This is a genomic window from Enterobacter sp. MALB-1 (assembly GCF_041021625.1).
GTDB lineage: Bacteria > Pseudomonadota > Gammaproteobacteria > Enterobacterales > Enterobacteriaceae > Enterobacter > Enterobacter oligotrophicus.
Map to the genome: position 1 here is coordinate 4,180,190 of NZ_JBDPJL010000001.1, position 19,815 is coordinate 4,200,004.

Genomic DNA, 19,815 nt, shown 5'->3' on the forward strand with positions numbered 1-19,815 from the left:
ACTCTTCTCCGAAGGGGCGAAATAACCACACCGAAGTGTGGTTATGATTAAAACACCCGGAATTACTGGGTGCTGGTGGTCGTGGTGGTCGTGGTTCCGGTGTTGGAGCCATCACCGCCACCGGTTGCCGCCAGCGCGACACCCACGGCTGAACTTACGGTGCTGGTGCTGGCTGCGGTAGAACTCCCCGCAGACGCAGACGTCGCAGCCGAACCTGCCGCTTCCCCGACCTGAACCGGAGCCGCATAGACAGATGTCGCCGCAAGTGCAGATATGGCAAAAATGCCATACAGGACTTTCTTCATAACAATTTCCCTTCAATGAATGAATGGAGATTTGCCCGAAAAGAAATTCAGGCGGATTCGAGTATACACAACTAAAGCAGAGGGATTGCCGTGCAGGTAAATAGGGGGAGAGTTTTCGGACTAATGGATAAAATTGAAACCAAAGAACAATTTGAAAAATATATAATCACAATAAATCAAACAGTTATAATAACAATCTTGCTAAATGCTTCTCCGTATATTCCTAAAATAAACCTCAGCAATTAGCAGGTTAACGGCTTTTTTCAGATTAAACTCAGAGCAGGAATTTGAGTTAATTAACAGACATCAGGAATTATCCGATAAAAAAATGCCGGCATTACGCCGGCAATTTTCATGACATATTAATTACGCACGCCATGCTTTATAACGGTTAATCAAACCGTTTGTAGAACTGTCGTGGCTGTCGATCGCGTTATCATCACCCAGCTCTGGCAGAATACGGTTTGCCAGCTGTTTACCCAGCTCAACGCCCCACTGGTCGAAGGTGAAGATGTTCAGGATAGCGCCCTGAGTGAAGATCTTGTGCTCGTACAGAGCAATCAGCGCCCCCAGGCTGAACGGCGTGATTTCGCGCAGCAGGATGGAGTTGGTTGGGCGGTTGCCTTCGAACACTTTGAACGGCACCACGTGGTCCAGCGTGGCCGGATCTTTACCCTGGTCACGGTATTCCTGCTCCACTACCTCGCGGGATTTACCGAACGCCAGCGCTTCGGTCTGTGCGAAGAAGTTAGACAGCAGCTTCGGATGGTGGTCAGACAGCGGATTATGGGTGATAGCCGGGGCGATGAAATCGCACGGCACCATTTTGGTGCCCTGGTGAATCAGCTGGTAGAACGCGTGCTGACCGTTGGTGCCCGGCTCGCCCCAGATGATTGGGCCAGTCTGGTAATCCACGGCGTTGCCGTTACGGTCAACGTATTTACCGTTGGATTCCATGTTGCCTTGCTGGAAGTAGGCCGCAAAGCGGTGCATGTACTGGTCGTATGGCAGGATCGCTTCGGTTTCAGCACCGAAGAAGTTGTTGTACCAGATACCAATCAGCGCCAGCAGTACCGGCAGGTTTTTCTCAGGCGCGGTAGTGGAGAAGTGTTTATCCATCGCGTGCGCACCGGAGAGCAGCTCAACGAAGTTGTCAAAGCCCACGGACAGGATGATGGACAGGCCAATCGCGGACCACAGAGAGTAGCGGCCGCCAACCCAGTCCCAGAACTCAAACATATTTGCGGTATCAATACCGAACTCACCCACCGCTTTGCCGTTGGTGGACAGCGCCGCAAAGTGTTTCGCCACGTGCTTGTTGTCACCCGCAGTTTTCAGGAACCAGTCGCGCGCGCTGTGAGCGTTGGTCATGGTTTCCTGGGTGGTGAAGGTTTTAGACGCCACCAGGAACAGGGTCGTTTCCGGGTTCACGTTCTTCAGCACTTCGGCGATGTGGGTCCCATCGACGTTAGACACAAAGTGCATGTTGAGGTGGTTTTTGTACGGACGCAGCGCTTCGGTCACCATGAACGGGCCGAGGTCAGAACCGCCGATACCGATGTTCACCACGTCGGTGATCGCTTTGCCGGTGTAACCTTTCCAGCTACCGGAGATGATCGCTTCCGAGAAGGATTTCATCTTTTCCAGCACCGCATTCACTTCTGGCATCACATCTTTGCCGTCAACGATGATCGGCGTGTTGCTACGGTTACGCAGCGCCACGTGCAGCACAGCACGGTCTTCGGTGCGGTTGATCTTCTCACCGGAGAACATGGATTTGATCGCGTCTGCCAGTTCTGTCTCTTTCGCCAGATCCTGCAGCTTTGCCAGCGTCTCTTCGGTGATGCGGTTTTTGGAGAAATCCACCAGCATCAGGTCATCAAAGGTCGCGGAGAACTTACTGAAACGATCGGCATCTTTCGCGAACAGATCCGCGATGGTGACATCTTTCATTTCATCAAAATGTTTCTGTAGTGCCTGCCAGGCAGCGGTCTGCGTTGGGTTGATGTTTTTCATTAGCAATACTCTTCTGATTTGAGAATTGTGACTGCGGTCGATTGTAGCGCCTGCAAATAAAAATTGTGATGGTTTTTATGCCATTGCCCTGGCCTGCATCAAACGCAGGTGAAAAGCCCCGAAAAGTATAGCTGCTGAAGTGCCCCTCCGGGGCGGCGAAACGTCGCCCAAAATGCGCTAAAACGGAGCATAAAATATGGCCCTGTTATAAGTCCTGTTACTGAGGGATACCCCCCTATAAAAAATCCGCATAATCCCAGCATTGACAGGACCTCCCCCGCATTTTATTTATAGGGCCGTATTTTGCGCCTGCACCTGTTTTCGTTTCATTCTTGTGCCAAGGTCGCTTTATTCATTCCCTGACACGAGGTTGTTATGACGAGTTTTGTGGTCGCCAAGTTTGGCGGCACCAGTGTGGCAGACTACGATGCCATGAACCGCAGCGCCGATGTGGTGCTGGCCGATCCGAATACCCGCCTGGTGGTGCTTTCTGCCTCTGCCGGCGTGACGAACCTGCTGGTTTCTCTGTCTGAAGGACTTGAAGCGACAGAACGTTTCGTGAAGCTGGATGCACTGCGCAAAATTCAGTTCGACATTCTTGAACGTCTGCAGAACCCGAACGTGATCCGCGAAGAAGTGGAACGTCTGCTGGAAAATATCACCACGCTGGCAGAAGCCGCGTCTTTGGCAACCTCCACCGCCCTGACCGACGAACTGGTCAGCCACGGTGAGCTGATGTCCACCCTGCTGTTCGTTGAGATCCTGCGTGAGCGTAACGTTCAGGCGCAGTGGTTCGACGTGCGAAAAGTAATGCGTACCAGCGATCGCTTTGGCCGTGCCGAGCCAGACGTCGACGCACTGGCGGAGCTGACCAACCAGCAACTGGCCCCGCGTCTGGCGGAAGGCATGGTCATCACCCAGGGCTTTATTGGTAGCGAAGCGAAAGGACGCACAACAACGCTTGGCCGTGGCGGTAGCGATTATACCGCCGCCCTGCTGGGCGAAGCGCTTCACGCCACCCGCGTGGATATCTGGACTGACGTTCCGGGCATTTACACCACCGACCCGCGCGTGGTGTCTGCCGCAAAACGAATTGATGTGATCGCCTTTGAAGAAGCCGCTGAAATGGCGACCTTTGGCGCGAAAGTGCTGCATCCGGCCACGCTGCTGCCTGCTGTGCGCAGCGACATTCCTGTTTTCGTCGGCTCCAGTAAAGATCCGAAAGCAGGCGGTACACTGGTCTGCAAGAAAACCGAGAACCCGCCGCTGTTCCGTGCGCTGGCGCTGCGTCGTAAACAGACGCTGGTCACGCTGCACAGCCATAATATGCTGCATTCACGCGGTTTTCTGGCTGAAGTGTTTGGTATCCTGGCACGCCACAATATCTCTGTAGATCTGATCACCACGTCCGAAGTGAGCATCGCGCTGACGCTGGACACCACCGGCTCCACCTCTACCGGCGACACCCTGCTGACGCAGTCGCTGCTGATTGAGCTTTCCGAGCTGTGCCGCGTGGAAGTGGAAGAGAACCTGGCGCTGGTTGCCATCATCGGCAATAAGCTGTCGCGCGCCTGCGGCGTGGGTAAAGAGGTCTTTGGTGTGCTCGACCCGTTCAACATCCGCATGATTTGCTACGGCGCATCCAGCTACAACCTCTGCTTCCTGGTGCCTGCTGAACAGGCCGAGCAGGTCGTGCAGAAACTTCATCATAATTTGTTTGAATAAAATTCGTTAGCAGGATAAACAATACCTACAAGCCGGGCACAGACCCGGCTTTTTCATAACTAAACACAACACAATCGCAAGGAAATAACTATGCTTTCCGCCATCACCCGGCTGTTCCCGTTATGGGCGCTGCTGCTCTCTGTACTCGCGTATTACACTCCTGCCACATTCACAGGCATCGGCCCGTGGGTGACGACACTGCTGATGCTGATTATGCTCGGCATGGGCGTACACCTGAAAATCGACGATTTTAAACGCGTGCTGTCGCGCCCGGCTCCGGTCGCGGCAGGTATTTTCCTGCACTATCTGGTGATGCCGCTCGCGGCGTGGCTGCTGGCAATGGCCTTTAAAATGCCGCCAGACTTATCCGCCGGGATGGTGCTGGTGGGCAGCGTCGCCAGCGGGACGGCATCCAACGTGATGATCTATCTGGCGAAAGGCGACGTAGCGCTCTCCGTCACCATCTCGTCTGTTTCGACGCTGGTGGGCGTGGTTGCCACGCCGCTGTTAACCCGCCTGTATGTGGATGCCCATATTCAGGTAGACGTGATGGGCATGCTGCTTAGCATTCTGCAAATCGTGGTGATCCCGATTGCGCTGGGGCTGGTCATCCACCATCTGTTCCCGCGCGTGGTGAAAGCCGTCGAGCCGTATCTGCCCGCGTTTTCGATGGTCTGTATTCTGGCAATCATCAGCGCCGTGGTGGCCGGCTCTGCGTCGCACATTGCGTCCGTGGGCGTTGTGGTGATCGTCGCGGTGGTGCTGCATAACACCATTGGTCTGCTGGGCGGTTACTGGGGCGGGAAGCTGTTTGGCTTCGATGAATCGACCTGCCGCACACTGGCGATCGAAGTGGGAATGCAGAACTCCGGTCTGGCGGCGGCGCTTGGCAAGATCTACTTCTCACCGCTGGCGGCACTGCCGGGCGCACTGTTCTCGGTCTGGCATAACCTGTCCGGTTCACTGCTGGCAGGCTACTGGTCAGGAAAACCAATTGATGACCAACCGAAAAAAGATGCGGTGAAACAGAGTTAATTTGCTGCACTTGCTTTACACTGAAGCCTCCCCTTCAGGAGGCTTCAGCAATGGCTACACCACGTTTGACCCAGAAAGACATGACGGAAGCGGAGCAGCGTGAACTGAAAACGCTTCTCGACCGCGCCCGCATCGCGCATGGCCGCACGCTGACGAATGCCGAAACCAATCAGGTAAAAAAAGAGTACATCGATAAACTGATGGCGCAGCGTGACGCCGAGGCGAAGAAAGCCCGCAAACTGAAAAAGCAGCAGGCTTATAAACCGGATGCAGAGGCGACCTTTTCCTGGTCGGCTACTACATCTACCCGTGGAAGGCGCTAATCAGCGCCCTTTCTTTTTGCGGCCCGGCTGGGTAAAGCGTTTCCCCGCAGGTTTGCCTCGCCCTTTCTCTTCCGCTGGCGGAGCCTTCACCACCGGACGTTTAATCGCCTGGGTTTTCGGTTTCGCTTTTGCCTTCGGCTTCGCTTCAGACGATGAGTTTTCGATAAGTTTAAACAGCTCAATCAGCTCATCATCGGTTAAATCACGCCATTCGCCCAGCGGAATACCGGACAGGCTAACGTTCATGATGCGGGTGCGCTCCAGCTTCGTGACTTCATAACCGAAATGCTCGCACATACGGCGGATCTGGCGGTTCAGGCCCTGCACCAGGGTAATACGAAACGCGAAGGGTGCTTCTTTCTTCACCTTACATTTCTTCGTGACGGTACCGAGAATCGGCACGCCAGCCCCCATGCCTCGGATAAATTCGTCCGTGACCGGTTTGTTGACCGTGACAATATACTCTTTCTCGTGGTCGTTACCGGCACGCAGGATCTTGTTGACCAGATCCCCGTGGTTGGTGAGGAAAATCAGCCCCTGAGAGTCTTTATCCAGACGACCAATCGGGAAGATGCGGCTACTGTGGTTAACAAAATCAACGATGTTATCCCGCTCGCCATCTTCCGTGGTACTGACGATACCAACCGGTTTATTCAACGCGATAAACACCAGGTCTTCAGCATCACGCGGTTCGATGAGCTGACCATTCACTTTGACCACATCGCCAGGAACAACCTGGTCGCCGATAGTGGCGCGTTTGCCGTTAAGAAACACGTTACCCTGTTCAATGTAACGGTCAGCCTCGCGACGTGAGCAGATCCCGCTCTCGCTAATGTATTTGTTTAATCGGGTTGATTGAGTTGGCAGCATAGTTTCTCCTGTAGAGGCGAAATATACCTTAGGTTTAGGCCGGAAAAAAAGATTAGCCGACGGTAACTGAGACGGGTTTTTTAGTTTGCGAGACGCTTTCAGGATTTTGCGGCCTGCCATTTACCCGCGTGCGCACTCCTTTTAGATTTGCTCTCCAGACAGAATTATTTGTAGTTTATAAATTACAGGGAGTAATATGAAGGAGATCGTTCAGACAGAGTCCTTCCGACGCTGGGAGCAAAACCTGACAGATCGGCGAGCAAAGACGATTATCGCTTCACGGCTCTTTCGGCTGGCAAATGGCCTAACGGGCGATGTTAAACCCGTGGGTGAAGGAATAAGTGAACTAAGGGTTCACTTTGGTCCGGGCTACAGAATCTATTTTAAACAACAAGGTGATTGTATCATCGTGCTGTTAAGTGGCGGTGACAAAAGCAGCCAGAATAAAGACATACTAATGGCAAAAATGCTGGCCAAAACATTCATACTGCAGGAGTGATGCACATGAATAAATTAACCCCCTACGATCCCGCCGAAGCACTGGTTGATGACGAGGAAATCGCTGTATTTATAGCTGATGCGCTAGAAACCGGTGACTCAGCGTATATCGCTAAAGCCCTGGGCGTTGTCGCGCGAGCCAAAGGAATGTCGAACATTTCACAGCAAACCGGCTTATCACGAGAGCAACTTTATCGGTCATTCAGTGACAAGGGAAACCCAACGCTTAAAACCACGCTGGCGGTCATGAAAGCATTGGGTTTTGGGCTATCAATCAAACACGCTGGAGATTAATACTCATCCCGCTCGTCATCTTCATCCGGCTGTTCCATCACGCTATACGCCACCGCGCAGAACAACGAGTTAAGACGTTTCATATCCCCCAGCAGCCCCAGATGCAGGGAGCTGGTTTCGATACTCTGCACGTTCTGCTGATGCAGACGCTCAACGTGGGCGTGCGAGTAGCGGCGGTTAAGGATGCGGAAACGATGTTTGTTACGACGCAGGCGGCGCGCGCTCGGTACGTCGCTGGAGAAGAAGACCGACATCGCCAGCTTGAGGTTGCTTACCAGTTGTTCGTGCAGCGCTTCCAGCTCTTTCAGCCCTTCGATGGAAAACGCCCGACGCGCGGCCAGCGATTTATCAGCGATTTCGCTGCCCATGCGCTCAACGATATCTGAGGCCTGCTCAAGGTTAAGCGACATCTCTATGATCTCTGCCCAGCGGCGGGACTCCTCCTCCGCCAGCTCATCCTGCGGAATGCGCGCCAGATAGAGCTTGATGGCGGTATAGAGCACGTTGATGTCGTCCGCCAGCCTGCGCAGCTCCTTCTCTTCGCGCGGCTCGCCGTGCATCACTTTTTGCAGCCCTTCCAGCATGGTTTCCATCGCATCGCCCATGCGCAGCGTCTCACGCGCGGCATTGGCGATAGCCAGCGCGGGCGTATCCAGCACGGAGGTGTCCAGATGCTTCGGTTTCAGGCGCGCGTCCAGCTCAGGTTCATCGCGGATAAGGCGCTCACAGAAGCGGGCCATCGGCGCGGCAAAGGGGACCATCGCCAGGCAACGAATCAGGTTATAGAAGACGTGGAAGTAGATAACCAGTTCTGCTTTTGGCAACGGCAGGCCGTCCATCAGGTTTGCCAGTGGATGGACGAACGGCAGAATGACAAGGCTGCCCACCAGCTTAAACAGCAGGCTACCGAGCGCCACGCGGCGAGCAGCGGCGTTGGCGGCGCTGTTATTGAGCATCGCCAGCAGGCCGGAGCCGAGGTTGGCACCAATCACCAGACACAGAGCCACCGGGAAGGAGATCGCCCCTGCGGCGGTGAGCGTCGCCGTCAGCAACACCGCCGCAAGGCTGGAGTAACTAACGATGGCAAACACCGCGCCAATCAGCGCGTCCAGCATGATGTCGCCAGTCAGCGAGGCGAAGATGACCTGCACGCCGTTAGCCTGCGTAATCGGTGTGACGGCCTGAACAATCAACTCCAGCGCCAGCAAAATCAATCCAAGGCCAATTCCCACGCGGCCAAGCTGCCCCGCACGGCTCTGCTTACGGCCGAGGAAAAAGATGACGCCGATAAAAATCAGCAGCGGCGACAGCCAGGAAAGATCGAAGGTCAGAATACGCGCCATCAGCGCGGTACCGACGTCAGCGCCGAGCACGATCACCAGCGCCGGGGCGAGCGCGACCAGATCCTGCGCCACAAACGAAGTGACGAGCATCGTGGTGGCGTTGCTGCTTTGCACCAGCGCCGTCACGCCGATGCCCGCGCAGAAGGCGAGCGGCTTCTTCTCAACGCTGCTGCTGAGAACGGTACGTAAACGTGCGCCAAACACGCGCATTACGCCGGTACGGACAATATGGGTGCCCCATACCAGCAGTGCCACTGCGGAGAGCAGGTGTAACAAGGTCAACACGGATGGTTTTCCTCCTTATCGTTATTCATTTTCCTTAGGTTCAGTATAAGGGTTTAAACGTAAGAAAGAGACAGGGCACCCTGGAGGTGCCCTGTTTGTTGTAAGGAAAAGTGACGTTAGTCGGCGTCGTAACCTAAGTTAGGCGCTAACCAGCGCTCAACGTCAGAGACGCTCATACCTTTGCGCAGGGCGTAATCTTCAATCTGATCGCGCTGCAATTGCGCCACGGCGAAGTATTTGCTGTCCGGATGGCTAAAGTACCAGCCGGAAACGGACGCGCCCGGCCACATGGCAAAGGACTCGGTGAGCTTCATGCCGGTATGCGCTTCGACATCCAGCAGTTTCCAGATAGTGCCTTTCTCGGTGTGTTCCGGACAGGCCGGATAACCCGGAGCCGGACGAATGCCCTGGTAGTTTTCGCGAATCAAGTCCTCGTTGCTGAGGTTTTCATTCGCCGCGTAGCCCCAGTGTACCTTACGCACGCGCTCGTGCAGGTACTCTGCGAAGGCTTCCGCGAGGCGGTCGGCAATCGCTTTCACCATGATTTTGTTGTAATCGTCGTGCTGCGCGTCGAACGCATCTGCCAGCGCGTCTTCTTCCAGACCACCGGTCACGGCGAATGCACCGATATAGTCGGCTTTACCGCTCAACTTTGGTGCGACGAAATCGGCCAGGCAGTAGTTAGCAAAGCCGACTTTCTCGGTTTGCTGGCGCAGATGGCGGCTCACTGCCAGCACGTGGGTGCGGGTTTCATCGCGATAGATCTCGATGTCGTCGCCCACGCGGTTTGCCGGGAACAGCCCCACCACGCCGCGCGGATTAAGGGCTTTCTCCGCACTCAGCTTGTCGAGCATGTCGTTGGCGTCTTTAAACAGGCGCTTCGCCTCTTCTCCCACCACCTCATCTTCGAGAATGCGCGGGTATTTGCCTGCCAGCGACCAGGTCATAAAGAACGGCGTCCAGTCGATGTAGTTGCGCAGCGTTTCGATGCTGGCGGTCACGTCCTGCACACCCAGACGGTGCGCAACCGGCGGCGTATAGCTCGACCAGTCAAACGCCAGGTCGTTATCGCGCGCCGCCTGAAGTGAAACAGGCGGGGTGCGCGGTTTCTTACGGCCATGCTGGATGCGAACGGTTTCGTACTCTTTGCGGGTGCGCGCCACAAAATCGTCGCGCTGAGTGTCGGAAAGCAGCGCGGAGACCACGCCCACGGTGCGCGAAGCATTCTGCACGTAGACCGTCGGGCCGCTATAGTTCTGCTCGATCTTCACCGCCGTGTGCGCTTTCGAGGTGGTCGCCCCGCCAATCAGCAGCGGAATGGTGAAGCCCTGACGCTCCATCTCTTTCGCCACGTTAACCATTTCGTCCAGCGACGGGGTAATCAACCCGGAGAGGCCAATCAGGTCGGCATTCACTTCGCGCGCGGTCTTGAGGATTTTATCCGCCGGGACCATCACGCCGAGGTCGATAATCTCGTAGTTGTTGCACTGCAGCACCACGCCAACGATGTTCTTGCCGATGTCGTGCACATCGCCCTTCACGGTGGCGATCACCATTTTGCCGTTACTGGAGCCTTTCTCTTTGCTGGCTTCGATAAACGGCTCCAGATAGGCCACGGCCTGCTTCATCACGCGCGCGGATTTCACCACCTGCGGCAGGAACATTTTGCCTTCGCCGAACAGATCGCCGACCACGTTCATACCGTCCATCAGCGGACCTTCGATCACTTCAATCGGGCGGGCTGCCTGCTGGCGCGCTTCCTCGGTGTCCTGCTCGATGAACTCGGTAATGCCTTTCACCAGCGAGTATTCCAGACGCTTTTTCACGTCCCAGGAACGCCACTCGGCCTGCTGAACGTTGGCCGATTCATCCGATTTGCTGCCGCGGTATTTCTCCGCCAGGTCCAGCATGCGCTCGGTGGCGTCGTCGCGGCGGTTGAGGATCACGTCTTCCACCGCGTCGCGCAGTTCTGCGGGCAGATCGTCGTAAATCGCCAGCTGTCCGGCGTTAACGATCCCCATGTCCATCCCGTTGCGGATGGCGTAGTAGAGGAACACGGCGTGGATGGCTTCACGAACCGGGTCGTTGCCGCGGAACGAGAACGACACGTTCGACACGCCGCCGGAGATCAGCGCATGCGGCAGCTCGCGTTTAATGTCTTCACACGCGCCGATAAAGTCCTGGGCATAGTTATTGTGCTCTTCAATCCCGGTCGCGACGGCGAAGATGTTCGGGTCGAAAATAATGTCTTCCGGCGGGAAACCCACCTCTTCGGTCAAAATCTTGTACGCGCGACGGCAAATCTCAATCTTGCGCTCGCGGGTATCGGCCTGACCGACTTCATCAAAGGCCATCACCACCACGGCGGCACCGTAGCGGCGCACCATCTTCGCGTGGTGGATGAAGATATCCACGCCCTCTTTCATCGAGATAGAGTTGACGATGCCTTTGCCCTGGATGCACTTCAGCCCTTTCTCGATCACTTCCCATTTGGAGGAGTCAATCATGATCGGCACGCGGGCGATGTCCGGCTCACCGGCAATCAGGTTGAGGAAACGCACCATCGCCGCTTCGGCGTCGAGCATCCCCTCGTCCATATTGATATCGATAATCTGCGCGCCGCTTTCCACCTGCTGACGAGCAACGTCCAGCGCTTCGCTGTACTTCTCTTCTTTGATGAGGCGTTTGAATTTTGCGGAACCGGTAACGTTAGTACGCTCACCCACGTTCACAAACAGGCTGTCGTCGCCGATGGTCAATGGCTCAAGACCGGAGAGTCGACAGGCAACCGGAAGCTCCGGCAGCTTGCGCGGCGGCAGCCCCGCCACCGCATTGCTCATGGCCGCGATGTGCGCCGGCGTGGTGCCGCAGCAGCCGCCGACGATGTTCAGGAAGCCAGATTCGGCCCACTCGCGGATTTGCGCTGCCATGGTGTCAGCATCCAGATCGTATTCACCGAACGCGTTCGGCAGACCGGCGTTCGGGTGGGCGGTGACGTAGCATTCCGCAATGCGCGAAAGTTCCTGCACGTACTGGCGCAGTTCGTCTGGCCCCAGCGCGCAGTTCAGGCCGAAGGAGAGCGCGTCGGCGTGGCGCAGAGAGTTATAAAACGCTTCGGTTGTCTGGCCGGACAGGGTACGGCCGGAGGCGTCGGTGATGGTGCCGGAAATCATGATCGGCAGATCAACACCCAGTGCCTCGAACTCCTCTTTCACCGCATAAATCGCGGCTTTGGCGTTAAGGGTGTCGAATACGGTTTCAATCAGGATCAGGTCGGAACCGCCTTCCACCAGCGCTTTAGTCGATTCACGGTAGGCCGCGACCAGCTGATCGAAGGTGATATTACGAAACGCCGGGTCGTTGACGTCCGGTGAAATTGACGCGGTGCGGTTAGTCGGGCCCAGCACCCCGCCAACGTAGCGAGGCTTGTCCGGCGTGCGGGCCGTCCACTCGTCGGCGCAGGCACGCGCCAGCTTCGCCGCCTCAAAGTTGATTTCCGCCGACAGGGATTCCATCTGGTAATCCGCCATGGCGATGGTTGTCGAGTTGAAGGTGTTGGTTTCAACGATATCCGCACCCGCTTCAAAGTAGGCGTTGTGGATATCCTTAATGACGGACGGCTTGCTGAGCACCAGCAGGTCGTTGTTTCCTTTCAGGTCACATGGCCAGTCAGCGAAGCGCTCGCCGCGGAAATCGTCTTCACTCAGACGATAGCTCTGGATCATGGTGCCCATGCCACCGTCCAGCACCAGAATTCGTTCATTTAACTGCGCACGCAGTTGCTCTACTTTGCTGCTCACACTTGCTCCCGACAACGCTCAACAAGGCCAAAAGGCTGCGCTCCATACTGGCATAATCTCGCAGGGCGGAAAAGTCACACTGCGGTAACATGAGACATGTTCACTATCACTCCTCCGATCAGTCAGGATAACGGTTGCAAATTCACCAAATAAAACGAAAATGATTTCCACGATACAGAAAAAGGAGATCGTCATGGTCGCGACCGTTCCCGCCAAACGCGGCAGAAAACCTGCCACCACTGCCGCTACACCACAAGGTGGACAGGTTCAGTCTCTGACGCGTGGCCTGAAGCTGCTGGAATGGATCGCCGAGTCGCACAGCAGCGTGGCCCTGACAGAGCTGGCGCAACAGGCCGGATTGCCAAACTCCACCACGCACCGCCTGTTGACCACTATGCAGCAGCTGGGTTTTGTCCGTCAGGTCGGTGATCTGGGGCACTGGGCGGTGGGCGCGCATGCGTTTATCGTCGGCAGCAGTTTCCTGCAGAGCCGTAACCTGCTGGCGATTGTGCATCCCATTCTGCGCAAGCTGATGGAAGATTCAGGCGAGACGGTGAACCTGGCCGTTCTGGACCAGAGCGACCATCAGGCAATTATCATCGACCAGGTGCAGTGTACGCAGCTGATGCGCATGTCCGCCCCGATTGGCGGCAAGCTGCCAATGCACGCCTCCGGTGCGGGGAAAGCCTTTCTCTCTCAGTTGAGCGAAGAGCAGGTGACGGGGCTGCTGCACCGTAAAGGGCTACATGCCTATACCCACGCCACACTGGTGTCACCGGTGCATCTGAAAGAAGATCTGGCGTTGACCCGCAAGCGTGGCTACTCGTTTGATGATGAAGAACATGCGCTGGGCCTGCGTTGCCTCGCAGCCTGTATTTTTGACGAGCACCGCGAGCCGTTCGCCGCCATCTCCATCTCCGGGCCGATTTCGCGCATGACCGATGACCGCGTGACCGAGTTAGGTGCGCTGGTGATTAAGGCCGCGAAAGAGGTGACGCTGGCGTATGGTGGGATTCGTTAAGATTGAGGCGGCCTGATGCCCTCACCCCGGCCCTCTCCCACAGGGAGAGGGTGCAAACCTAATGCAAAACCGCTGCTTGCGTCGGTAAGCGTACACATCTTCCACGTGCCCGTTTTTGATGCGCGTTTGCAGCCCGCGCCAGTAGCTGGCGCGGAAAAGATCGGCATGCATCTCTTCAAATAACGGCCCAATGCGCGGGTCGGCACACAGCCAGTGGCGAAACTCCTCCGGAAAAACATCTCCCGGCGAGACGCTGTACCACGGCTCGCTGGACAGTTCATCTTCCGGATAACGGGGCGGCGGGATGTCGCGGAAATTCACTTCAGTCATGTAGCAAATTTCGTCGTAATCGTAGAACACTACCCGCCCGTGACGGGTGACGCCGAAGTTTTTAAACAGCATATCGCCGGGGAAAATGTTGGCTGCGGCAAGCTGGCGGATGGCATTGCCGTACTCTTCGATCGCATCGCGCAACGCCTGTCCTTCGGACTGCTCCAGCCAGATATTCAGCGGCACCATACGGCGCTCAATGTAGAGGTGGCTAATGGAAATTTTGTCGCCAAGATCGGTGATTTTGGCAGGCGCTTCCTGCAATAACAGCGCCATTAACGCCGGATCGATTTGTTGCTTATCCAGTACAAAATTTTCGAACTCCTGCGTATCGGCCATCCGCCCGACACGATCGTGCTCTTTGACCAGTTGATAACAGGCGCGGACGTGGGCAGCAGTCATCTCTTTCTGCGGTGCAAATCTGTCTTTTATCACCTTAAACACGCGGTCAAAGCCCGGCAGGGTGAAGACCAGCATCACCATGCCACGTATGCCGGGTGCTTCAATAAACTGCTCATCCGCGCTGGCAATATAGTGCAGATATTCGCGGTAGCTTTCGGTTTTGGCGTGCTTCTGGCAGCCAATGGCCATGTACAGCTCGGCGGTGGTTTTGCCTGGGAGGATCTCGCGCAGCCATTCCACCAGAGCCGCAGGGAACGGGGCATACACCATAAAATAAGATCGGGCGAAGCCAAACACGATGCTGGCCTCGGCATTCGCGGTCAGGCAGGTATCGACAAACAGTTCACCGTCATCGGTACGGTGGACAGGCAGCAGAAACGGGACCGTTTTCGTTGCCATAACCAGTTTGCCAACCAGCCAGGCTGCCTTATTCCGGTAAAACAACTCATTGGCGACCTGCAAATGGCTGTGCGCGAGTTCCTCTTCGCCGAAGGTTTCAACGAGATGCGCAATGATATAGCCGATATCCCGGCTTTTGTTCTCCCAGGGCAAGCGCAGCGGCAAATCCGTTAACACGCGGTGCAGGAGCTTTTCCCAGCCGCGATCGGGGAAAAAGTCTTTCGCCAGCGGGCGTGGGATGGTACGAAAACGGCGTTCCGGCTGAGAACTGAAAATAAATAACCGCTCAGGAGATAACGAGCGGTGGTCAAATAACCGACAATAGACAGAGTTGAAAAAGCTCTCTGCAATCTCGAAGCGCGGATAGTCAGGCAACAAATGGGTGTAATGCTCCTTCACTCGCAGTAAAAATGCCGCGTCAGGATTTTTACCATCGGTGATGCAACGCAACTGCTCCACGACCAGCCCCACATGGTGATCGTAGAGATGGATTCGCTGCTTCATGGCCTGCTGTACGGCGTGCCAGTCGGCGTGCTCGAAGCGCTGCTGCGCGCCAGATGTGACTTCCAGAAAACGACCATACTGGGCATCAAAGCCCTGCAGGATAGTTTGAGCAATCAGTAATTCCAGGCCACGCGGCATATCTCCCCCTCATCCCAACCCTCTCCCAGGAAAGGAGAGGGGGAAAACATCAGAACTGTGCTTCTTCGGTTGAACCCGTTAAGGCGGTCACGGAGGAGGCTCCGCCCTGGATGATGGTGGTGACATTATCGAAGTAGCCGGTTCCGACCTCCTGCTGATGAGAAACGAAGGTGTAGCCCTCTTTGCCTGCTGCGAACTCTGGCTGCTGCACCTTCTCGACGTAGTGCTTCATGCCCTCGCCCTGCGCGTAGGCATGCGCCAGGTCGAACATGTTGAACCACATGCTATGGATACCCGCCAGGGTGATAAACTGATACTTGTAGCCCATGTCAGATAGCTGCTGCTGGAAGCTGGCGATCGTTTTATCGTCCAGATTCTTCTGCCAGTTAAAGGACGGCGAGCAGTTATAGGCCAGCAGTTTGCCTGGGTATTTCGCATGAATCGCATCGGCAAAACGTTTTGCCAGTGCCAGATCCGGTGTTGAGGTTTCACACCAGACCAGATCCGCATACGGCGCGTAGGCCAGACCACGGCTGATTGCCTGTTCAATGCCCGCATGGGTGCGGTAGAACCCTTCGCTGGTGCGCTCACCGGTAATAAATTCGCTGTCATACGGGTCACAGTCAGAGGTGATCAGGTCAGCCGCGTCCGCATCGGTACGGGCAATCACCAGCGTTGGCACGCCGAGTACGTCAGCAGCCAGACGTGCAGCGACCAGCTTCTGAATCGCTTCCTGGGTTGGAACCAGCACTTTACCGCCCATATGCCCGCACTTCTTCACCGATGCCAGCTGATCTTCGAAGTGTACAGCCGCTGCACCGGCCTCAATCATCGATTTCATCAGCTCGAAGGCGTTCAGCACACCACCGAAACCCGCTTCCGCATCCGCGACGATCGGCAGGAAGTAATCAATAAAGCGCGGATCGTTGGGTTCGATACCTGCCGCCCACTGGATCTGATCCGCACGGCGGAAGGTGTTGTTGATCCGATCCACCACTGACGGCACGGAGTTGGCCGGATAGAGCGACTGATCCGGATACATGCTGGAGGCCAGGTTGGCGTCCGCCGCGACCTGCCAGCCAGAGAGATAGATAGCCTCAATACCAGCCTTCGCCTGCTGCAGTGCCTGGCCGCCCGTCAGCGCACCGAGGCTGTTGATATAGCCCTTTTTGGAGCCACCGTGCAGCAGACGCCACATTTTCGCCGCACCGTTCTGTGCCAGCGTGCATTCCGGGTTGACCGAGCCGCGTAACTTCACCACGTCCTCTGCGCTGTACGGGCGACGGATGCCTTCCCAGCGCGGTTGTGTCCACTCTTTCTGTAATTCTTCGATTTGTTGGGTACGGGTTTTCATGTGCAGATGCTCCATATTGTTATGAGGTGGATTACGCAAGCAGGCGGTAGCCTGGCAGGGTGAGGAAGTCGATTAAGTCATCGGATGTAGTGATTTGCTCCATCAGGCGCGCCGCGTCATCAAAACGCCCGCTGCTGAAACGGTGCTCACCCAGCTCGTCCTGGATCACCCGCATCTCTTCGGCCAGCATCTGGCGGAACAGGGATTTAGTCACAGGCTTACCGTTGCTGAGCGTTTTTTGATGATGGAGCCACTGCCAGATAGAGGTACGAGAGATCTCCGCGGTGGCCGCATCTTCCATCAGGCCGTAGATTGGCACGCAGCCGTTGCCGGAGATCCACGCTTCGATGTACTGCACGGCAACGCGGATATTGGCGCGCATACCCTCTTCTGTCCGTTCACCCTGGCAGGGCGCCAGCAACTGTTCTGCAGCCGTCGGCGCATCGTCTTCGCGCGTGACAAACAGCTGGTTTTTGTTATCGCCGAGGACGCGGTTAAAGACTTCCATTGCCGTATCTGCAAGCCCCGGATGCGCGATCCATGTCCCGTCGTGGCCGTTGCGTGCTTCCAGCTCTTTATCGGCCTTCACTTTACTGAGCACCTGATTGTTGCGCTCAGCGTCTTTGCTCGGGATAAATGCCGCCATCCCGCCCATCGCAAAGGCTCCGCGCTTGTGGCAGGTTTTAATCAACAGACGCGAGTAGGCGCTGAGGAACGGTTTATCCATGGTGACGACCTGACGGTCCGGCAACACCCGATCCGCATGATTTTTCAGGGTCTTGATGTAGCTGAAGATGTAGTCCCAGCGTCCGCAGTTCAGGCCCACAATGTGGTCGCGCAGGGCATGCAGGATTTCATGCATCTGGAATACCGCAGGCAGCGTTTCAATCAGCAGCGTGGCCTTGATAGTGCCGCGCGGCAGGTTAAAGCGATCTTCCGTGTAGCTGAAGACGTCACTCCACCACGCCGCTTCCTGCCAGGACTGCGTTTTCGGCAGATAAAAATACGGGCCGCTGCCTTTCGCCAGCAGGTTTTTGTAGTTGTGGAAGAAGTACAGTGCGAAATCAAACAGGCTGCCGGGAATGGCTTCACCGCGCCAGGTAACATGTTTTTCAGGCAGATGCAGCCCGCGTACGCGACAAATCAGCACAGCCGGATTCGGCTTAAGTTGATAAATTTTACCGGCGTCATTGGTGTAGCTGATGGTACCGTTAACGGCGTCGCGCAGGTTGATCTGCCCCTCGATGACTTTGCGCCAGTCCGGTGCCAGTGAATCTTCAAAATCCGCCATAAAGACTTTAACGTTCGCGTTCATGGCGTTGATCACCATTTTGCGCTCTACCGGACCGGTGATCTCGACACGGCGATCCTGCAAATCTTCAGGGATGCCGCGGATTTTCCACTCACCGTGACGAATGGAAGCAGTTTCCGAAATAAATCCCGGTAACTTACCATCATCAATTTCCTGCTGTTGGTGAATGCGTGCCGCCAGCAGCTTATTGCGCTGTGGGGTGAAACGGGTCACCAGTTCGGTCAGGAACCCGATAGCCTCTGACGTCAAAATTTGCTGTTCTTGTTCACCATTCGGCTGGGTAAAGGCCAGTTCATCAACCGTTGTTGCCTGTTGAGTCATTACTCTACTCCTCATCAAAGATCCAAAATCACTCCCCCAACGCGAGCGAAAGATCGTTGTGTAGTTTTCGCTCAGCAGAGTTAAGACTATCTGTAATTTTTCCAAAATCAAAAACAATTTCCATTTTAATTTAAATATCATTGCAACCACATGATTAATATAGAATTAAAGTTTTATTGGGTGTTGAATGGAATTTCGGAAATAAAAAAGGCACCCGAAGGTGCCTGATACGAATAGCTGAAACGCTTTAGGATCGTTTAACGCAGACGATTACTCCAGCGTCGGATTCATGTGGCGAAGATCGTATGGCGTAATTTGGTAGACGTAATAGTTGAGCCAGTTGGTGAACAGCAAATTTCCGTGGCTGCGCCAGGTCGCCCCTGGCTTGTTCTGCGGATCGTTTTTCGGAAAATAATTGTACGGGACATCCGGATTGAGCCCCGCTTCGACATCACGGAAATACTCTGATGCGAGGGTATCGGGATCGTACTCAGGATGTCCGGTAACAAAAGCGATGCGTTTGTCTTTACTGGCGAACAGGTAAGCATCCCCATGTTCCGTTTCGGCCAGGATCTCCAGATCGGTGTAATCGCGGATCAGCTGTGCGGGGAAATCAGCATAACGGGAATGAGGCGCGAGGAAGGTGTCATCAAACCCGCGTGTCAGCAGCGCATGTGGATGAAGAATATGGTGTTCATATACGCCGGAGAGCTTTTCTGTGCGGGTTTGCTTCGGGATGCCATAAAGAATATTCAGCGCAGCTTGTACTGCCCAACAGACAAACAATGTGGACGTAACGTGATCCTTTGCCCACTCCAGCACCTGTTTGATCTGCGGCCAGTAAGCGACATCGTTAAATTCAACCAGGCCCAGCGGGGCACCAGTGACGATCAACCCGTCAAAGTTTTCTTCACGGATATCATCGAAATTACAGTAAAAGTTATTCAGATGCTCAGAAGGCGTATTACGTGATTCGCGGGCATCGATACGCAGAAGCTGGATATCCACCTGCAGCGGGGAGTTCGAAAGCAGACGCAGGAACTGGTTCTCAGTTTCGATCTTTTTAGGCATCAGATTGAGAATAAGCACCTTCAGCGGGCGAATTTCCTGACCTGTAGCACGTGAAGCCGTCATGACGAAGACATTCTCTTCACGCAAGAAATTGACGGCTGGTAGCTCGTCCTGCACCCGAATCGGCATAACCTTATTTCCTCACAGCATACGTATAAACGTTTAGACATCCAGACAGCTAACCATACCCAGAAATGGGCTGAATGTCGAGCCTGCAAGCGGAAGGTGAGAAAGTTTCAAGGAGGGGGAAGAACAAAAGCAAAAAACCCCGCACCTTACGGTACGGGGTTCTTTTTAATTGATGCCTGGCAGTTCCCTACTCTCGCATGGGGAGACCCCACACTACCATCGGCGCTACGGCGTTTCACTTCTGAGTTCGGCATGGGGTCAGGTGGGACCACCGCGCTACAGCCGCCAGGCAAATTCTGTTATCTGTATCAGGCTGAAAATCGTGTCTCTTCGCCAAAAC

General features: G+C 55.3%; 15 protein-coding genes and 1 rRNA gene. 6 read left to right on the top strand and 10 right to left on the bottom strand.

Going from position 1 to position 19,815, the window contains the following annotated elements; translation table 11 throughout:
• Positions 1–62: 62 nt before the first annotated feature.
• Positions 63–305: an exopolysaccharide production protein YjbE gene (gene yjbE, locus ABGB15_RS20080; RefSeq protein ID WP_013095034.1), complete on the bottom strand. Its 243-nt coding sequence runs from the start codon at positions 303–305 to the stop codon at positions 63–65.
• Positions 306–671: 366 nt separating this feature from the next.
• The gene (gene pgi, locus ABGB15_RS20085) at positions 672–2,321 is read right to left on the bottom strand and encodes a glucose-6-phosphate isomerase (RefSeq protein ID WP_152083025.1); all 1,650 of its coding nucleotides are present in this window, start codon (positions 2,319–2,321) and stop codon (positions 672–674) included.
• 375 nt (positions 2,322–2,696) lie between these two features.
• Here pgi and lysC point away from each other — a divergent pair, with 375 nt between their 5' ends.
• The 3 genes from lysC (at position 2,697) to ABGB15_RS20100 (ending at position 5,404) form a co-directional block, all read left to right on the top strand.
• Positions 2,697–4,046 carry a lysine-sensitive aspartokinase 3 gene (gene lysC, locus ABGB15_RS20090; RefSeq protein ID WP_152083024.1) on the top strand — a complete coding sequence of 450 codons (1,350 nt, stop codon included), beginning with the start codon at positions 2,697–2,699 and terminating at the stop codon, positions 4,044–4,046.
• Positions 4,047–4,136: 90 nt separating this feature from the next.
• A complete protein-coding gene (gene panS / locus ABGB15_RS20095; protein ID WP_215723556.1) occupies positions 4,137–5,081 on the top strand; it encodes a ketopantoate/pantoate/pantothenate transporter PanS in 945 nt (314 codons plus the stop codon).
• A 50-nt stretch (positions 5,082–5,131) separates the two neighbouring features.
• Complete coding sequence (locus ABGB15_RS20100; RefSeq protein WP_119937941.1) at positions 5,132–5,404, top strand: DUF3811 domain-containing protein; 273 nt, start codon at positions 5,132–5,134, stop codon at positions 5,402–5,404.
• On the opposite strand, the gene rluF is transcribed toward ABGB15_RS20100, so the two are convergent.
• The gene (rluF, locus tag ABGB15_RS20105; RefSeq protein WP_152083022.1) at positions 5,405–6,274 is read right to left on the bottom strand and encodes a 23S rRNA pseudouridine(2604) synthase RluF; all 870 of its coding nucleotides are present in this window, start codon (positions 6,272–6,274) and stop codon (positions 5,405–5,407) included. It lies immediately after the preceding gene.
• 196 nt (positions 6,275–6,470) lie between these two features.
• On the opposite strand from rluF, the gene ABGB15_RS20110 reads away from it, so the two are divergent.
• Positions 6,471–6,773, top strand: a complete 303-nt coding sequence (locus ABGB15_RS20110; RefSeq protein ID WP_215723555.1) for a type II toxin-antitoxin system RelE/ParE family toxin — start codon at positions 6,471–6,473, stop codon at positions 6,771–6,773.
• Between the two features lie 5 nt (positions 6,774–6,778).
• The gene (locus tag ABGB15_RS20115) at positions 6,779–7,066 is read left to right on the top strand and encodes an addiction module antidote protein (protein WP_152083020.1); all 288 of its coding nucleotides are present in this window, start codon (positions 6,779–6,781) and stop codon (positions 7,064–7,066) included.
• Here the strand turns inward: ABGB15_RS20115 and ABGB15_RS20120 are convergent.
• On the bottom strand, positions 7,063–8,694 hold the full coding sequence (locus tag ABGB15_RS20120) for a Na/Pi cotransporter family protein (protein WP_215723554.1): 1,632 nt from the start codon (positions 8,692–8,694) through the stop codon (positions 7,063–7,065). The genes ABGB15_RS20115 and ABGB15_RS20120 overlap by 4 nt on opposite strands.
• A 116-nt stretch (positions 8,695–8,810) precedes the next feature.
• Positions 8,811–12,494 (bottom strand): methionine synthase, encoded by a 3,684-nt coding sequence (metH, locus tag ABGB15_RS20125; RefSeq protein ID WP_215723553.1) that lies wholly within the window; start codon positions 12,492–12,494, stop codon positions 8,811–8,813.
• Between the two features lie 193 nt (positions 12,495–12,687).
• Between metH and iclR the strand changes: the two genes are divergently transcribed.
• Positions 12,688–13,515 (top strand): glyoxylate bypass operon transcriptional repressor IclR, encoded by an 828-nt coding sequence (gene iclR, locus ABGB15_RS20130; protein ID WP_215723552.1) that lies wholly within the window; start codon positions 12,688–12,690, stop codon positions 13,513–13,515.
• A 21-nt stretch (positions 13,516–13,536) separates the two neighbouring features.
• Here the strand turns inward: iclR and aceK are convergent, their stop codons facing one another.
• The 5 genes from aceK to rrf all read right to left on the bottom strand — a co-directional run bounded on the left by aceK (position 13,537) and on the right by rrf (position 19,765).
• Positions 13,537–15,288: a bifunctional isocitrate dehydrogenase kinase/phosphatase gene (gene aceK, locus ABGB15_RS20135; RefSeq protein WP_152083015.1), complete on the bottom strand. Its 1,752-nt coding sequence runs from the start codon at positions 15,286–15,288 to the stop codon at positions 13,537–13,539.
• 49 nt (positions 15,289–15,337) lie between these two features.
• A complete protein-coding gene (gene aceA / locus ABGB15_RS20140; protein ID WP_215723551.1) occupies positions 15,338–16,642 on the bottom strand; it encodes an isocitrate lyase in 1,305 nt (434 codons plus the stop codon).
• 31 nt (positions 16,643–16,673) lie between these two features.
• Complete coding sequence (gene aceB / locus ABGB15_RS20145) at positions 16,674–18,275, bottom strand: malate synthase A (protein WP_215723550.1); 1,602 nt, start codon at positions 18,273–18,275, stop codon at positions 16,674–16,676.
• A gap of 270 nt (positions 18,276–18,545) precedes the next feature.
• Entirely contained in the window at positions 18,546–19,475 is a 930-nt protein-coding gene (gene metA, locus ABGB15_RS20150) for a homoserine O-succinyltransferase (protein WP_152083012.1), read from the bottom strand.
• Between the two features lie 174 nt (positions 19,476–19,649).
• Positions 19,650–19,765 (bottom strand): 5S ribosomal RNA (rrf, locus tag ABGB15_RS20155).
• Positions 19,766–19,815 lie beyond the last annotated feature (50 nt).

What these genes read in the sequence shown, in the direction of transcription:
- yjbE (WP_013095034.1), bottom strand. Translation starts at nt 305, where the DNA reads ATGAAGAAAGTCCTGTATGGCATTTTTGCCATATCTGCACTTGCGGCG.
- pgi (WP_152083025.1), bottom strand. Translation starts at nt 2,321, where the DNA reads ATGAAAAACATCAACCCAACGCAGACCGCTGCCTGGCAGGCACTACAG.
- lysC (WP_152083024.1), top strand. Translation starts at nt 2,697, where the DNA reads ATGACGAGTTTTGTGGTCGCCAAGTTTGGCGGCACCAGTGTGGCAGAC.
- panS (WP_215723556.1), top strand. Translation starts at nt 4,137, where the DNA reads ATGCTTTCCGCCATCACCCGGCTGTTCCCGTTATGGGCGCTGCTGCTC.
- ABGB15_RS20100 (WP_119937941.1), top strand. Translation starts at nt 5,132, where the DNA reads ATGGCTACACCACGTTTGACCCAGAAAGACATGACGGAAGCGGAGCAG.
- rluF (WP_152083022.1), bottom strand. Translation starts at nt 6,274, where the DNA reads ATGCTGCCAACTCAATCAACCCGATTAAACAAATACATTAGCGAGAGC.
- ABGB15_RS20110 (WP_215723555.1), top strand. Translation starts at nt 6,471, where the DNA reads ATGAAGGAGATCGTTCAGACAGAGTCCTTCCGACGCTGGGAGCAAAAC.
- ABGB15_RS20115 (WP_152083020.1), top strand. Translation starts at nt 6,779, where the DNA reads ATGAATAAATTAACCCCCTACGATCCCGCCGAAGCACTGGTTGATGAC.
- iclR (WP_215723552.1), top strand. Translation starts at nt 12,688, where the DNA reads ATGGTCGCGACCGTTCCCGCCAAACGCGGCAGAAAACCTGCCACCACT.
- aceK (WP_152083015.1), bottom strand. Translation starts at nt 15,288, where the DNA reads ATGCCGCGTGGCCTGGAATTACTGATTGCTCAAACTATCCTGCAGGGC.
- aceA (WP_215723551.1), bottom strand. Translation starts at nt 16,642, where the DNA reads ATGAAAACCCGTACCCAACAAATCGAAGAATTACAGAAAGAGTGGACA.
- aceB (WP_215723550.1), bottom strand. Translation starts at nt 18,275, where the DNA reads ATGACTCAACAGGCAACAACGGTTGATGAACTGGCCTTTACCCAGCCG.
- metA (WP_152083012.1), bottom strand. Translation starts at nt 19,475, where the DNA reads ATGCCGATTCGGGTGCAGGACGAGCTACCAGCCGTCAATTTCTTGCGT.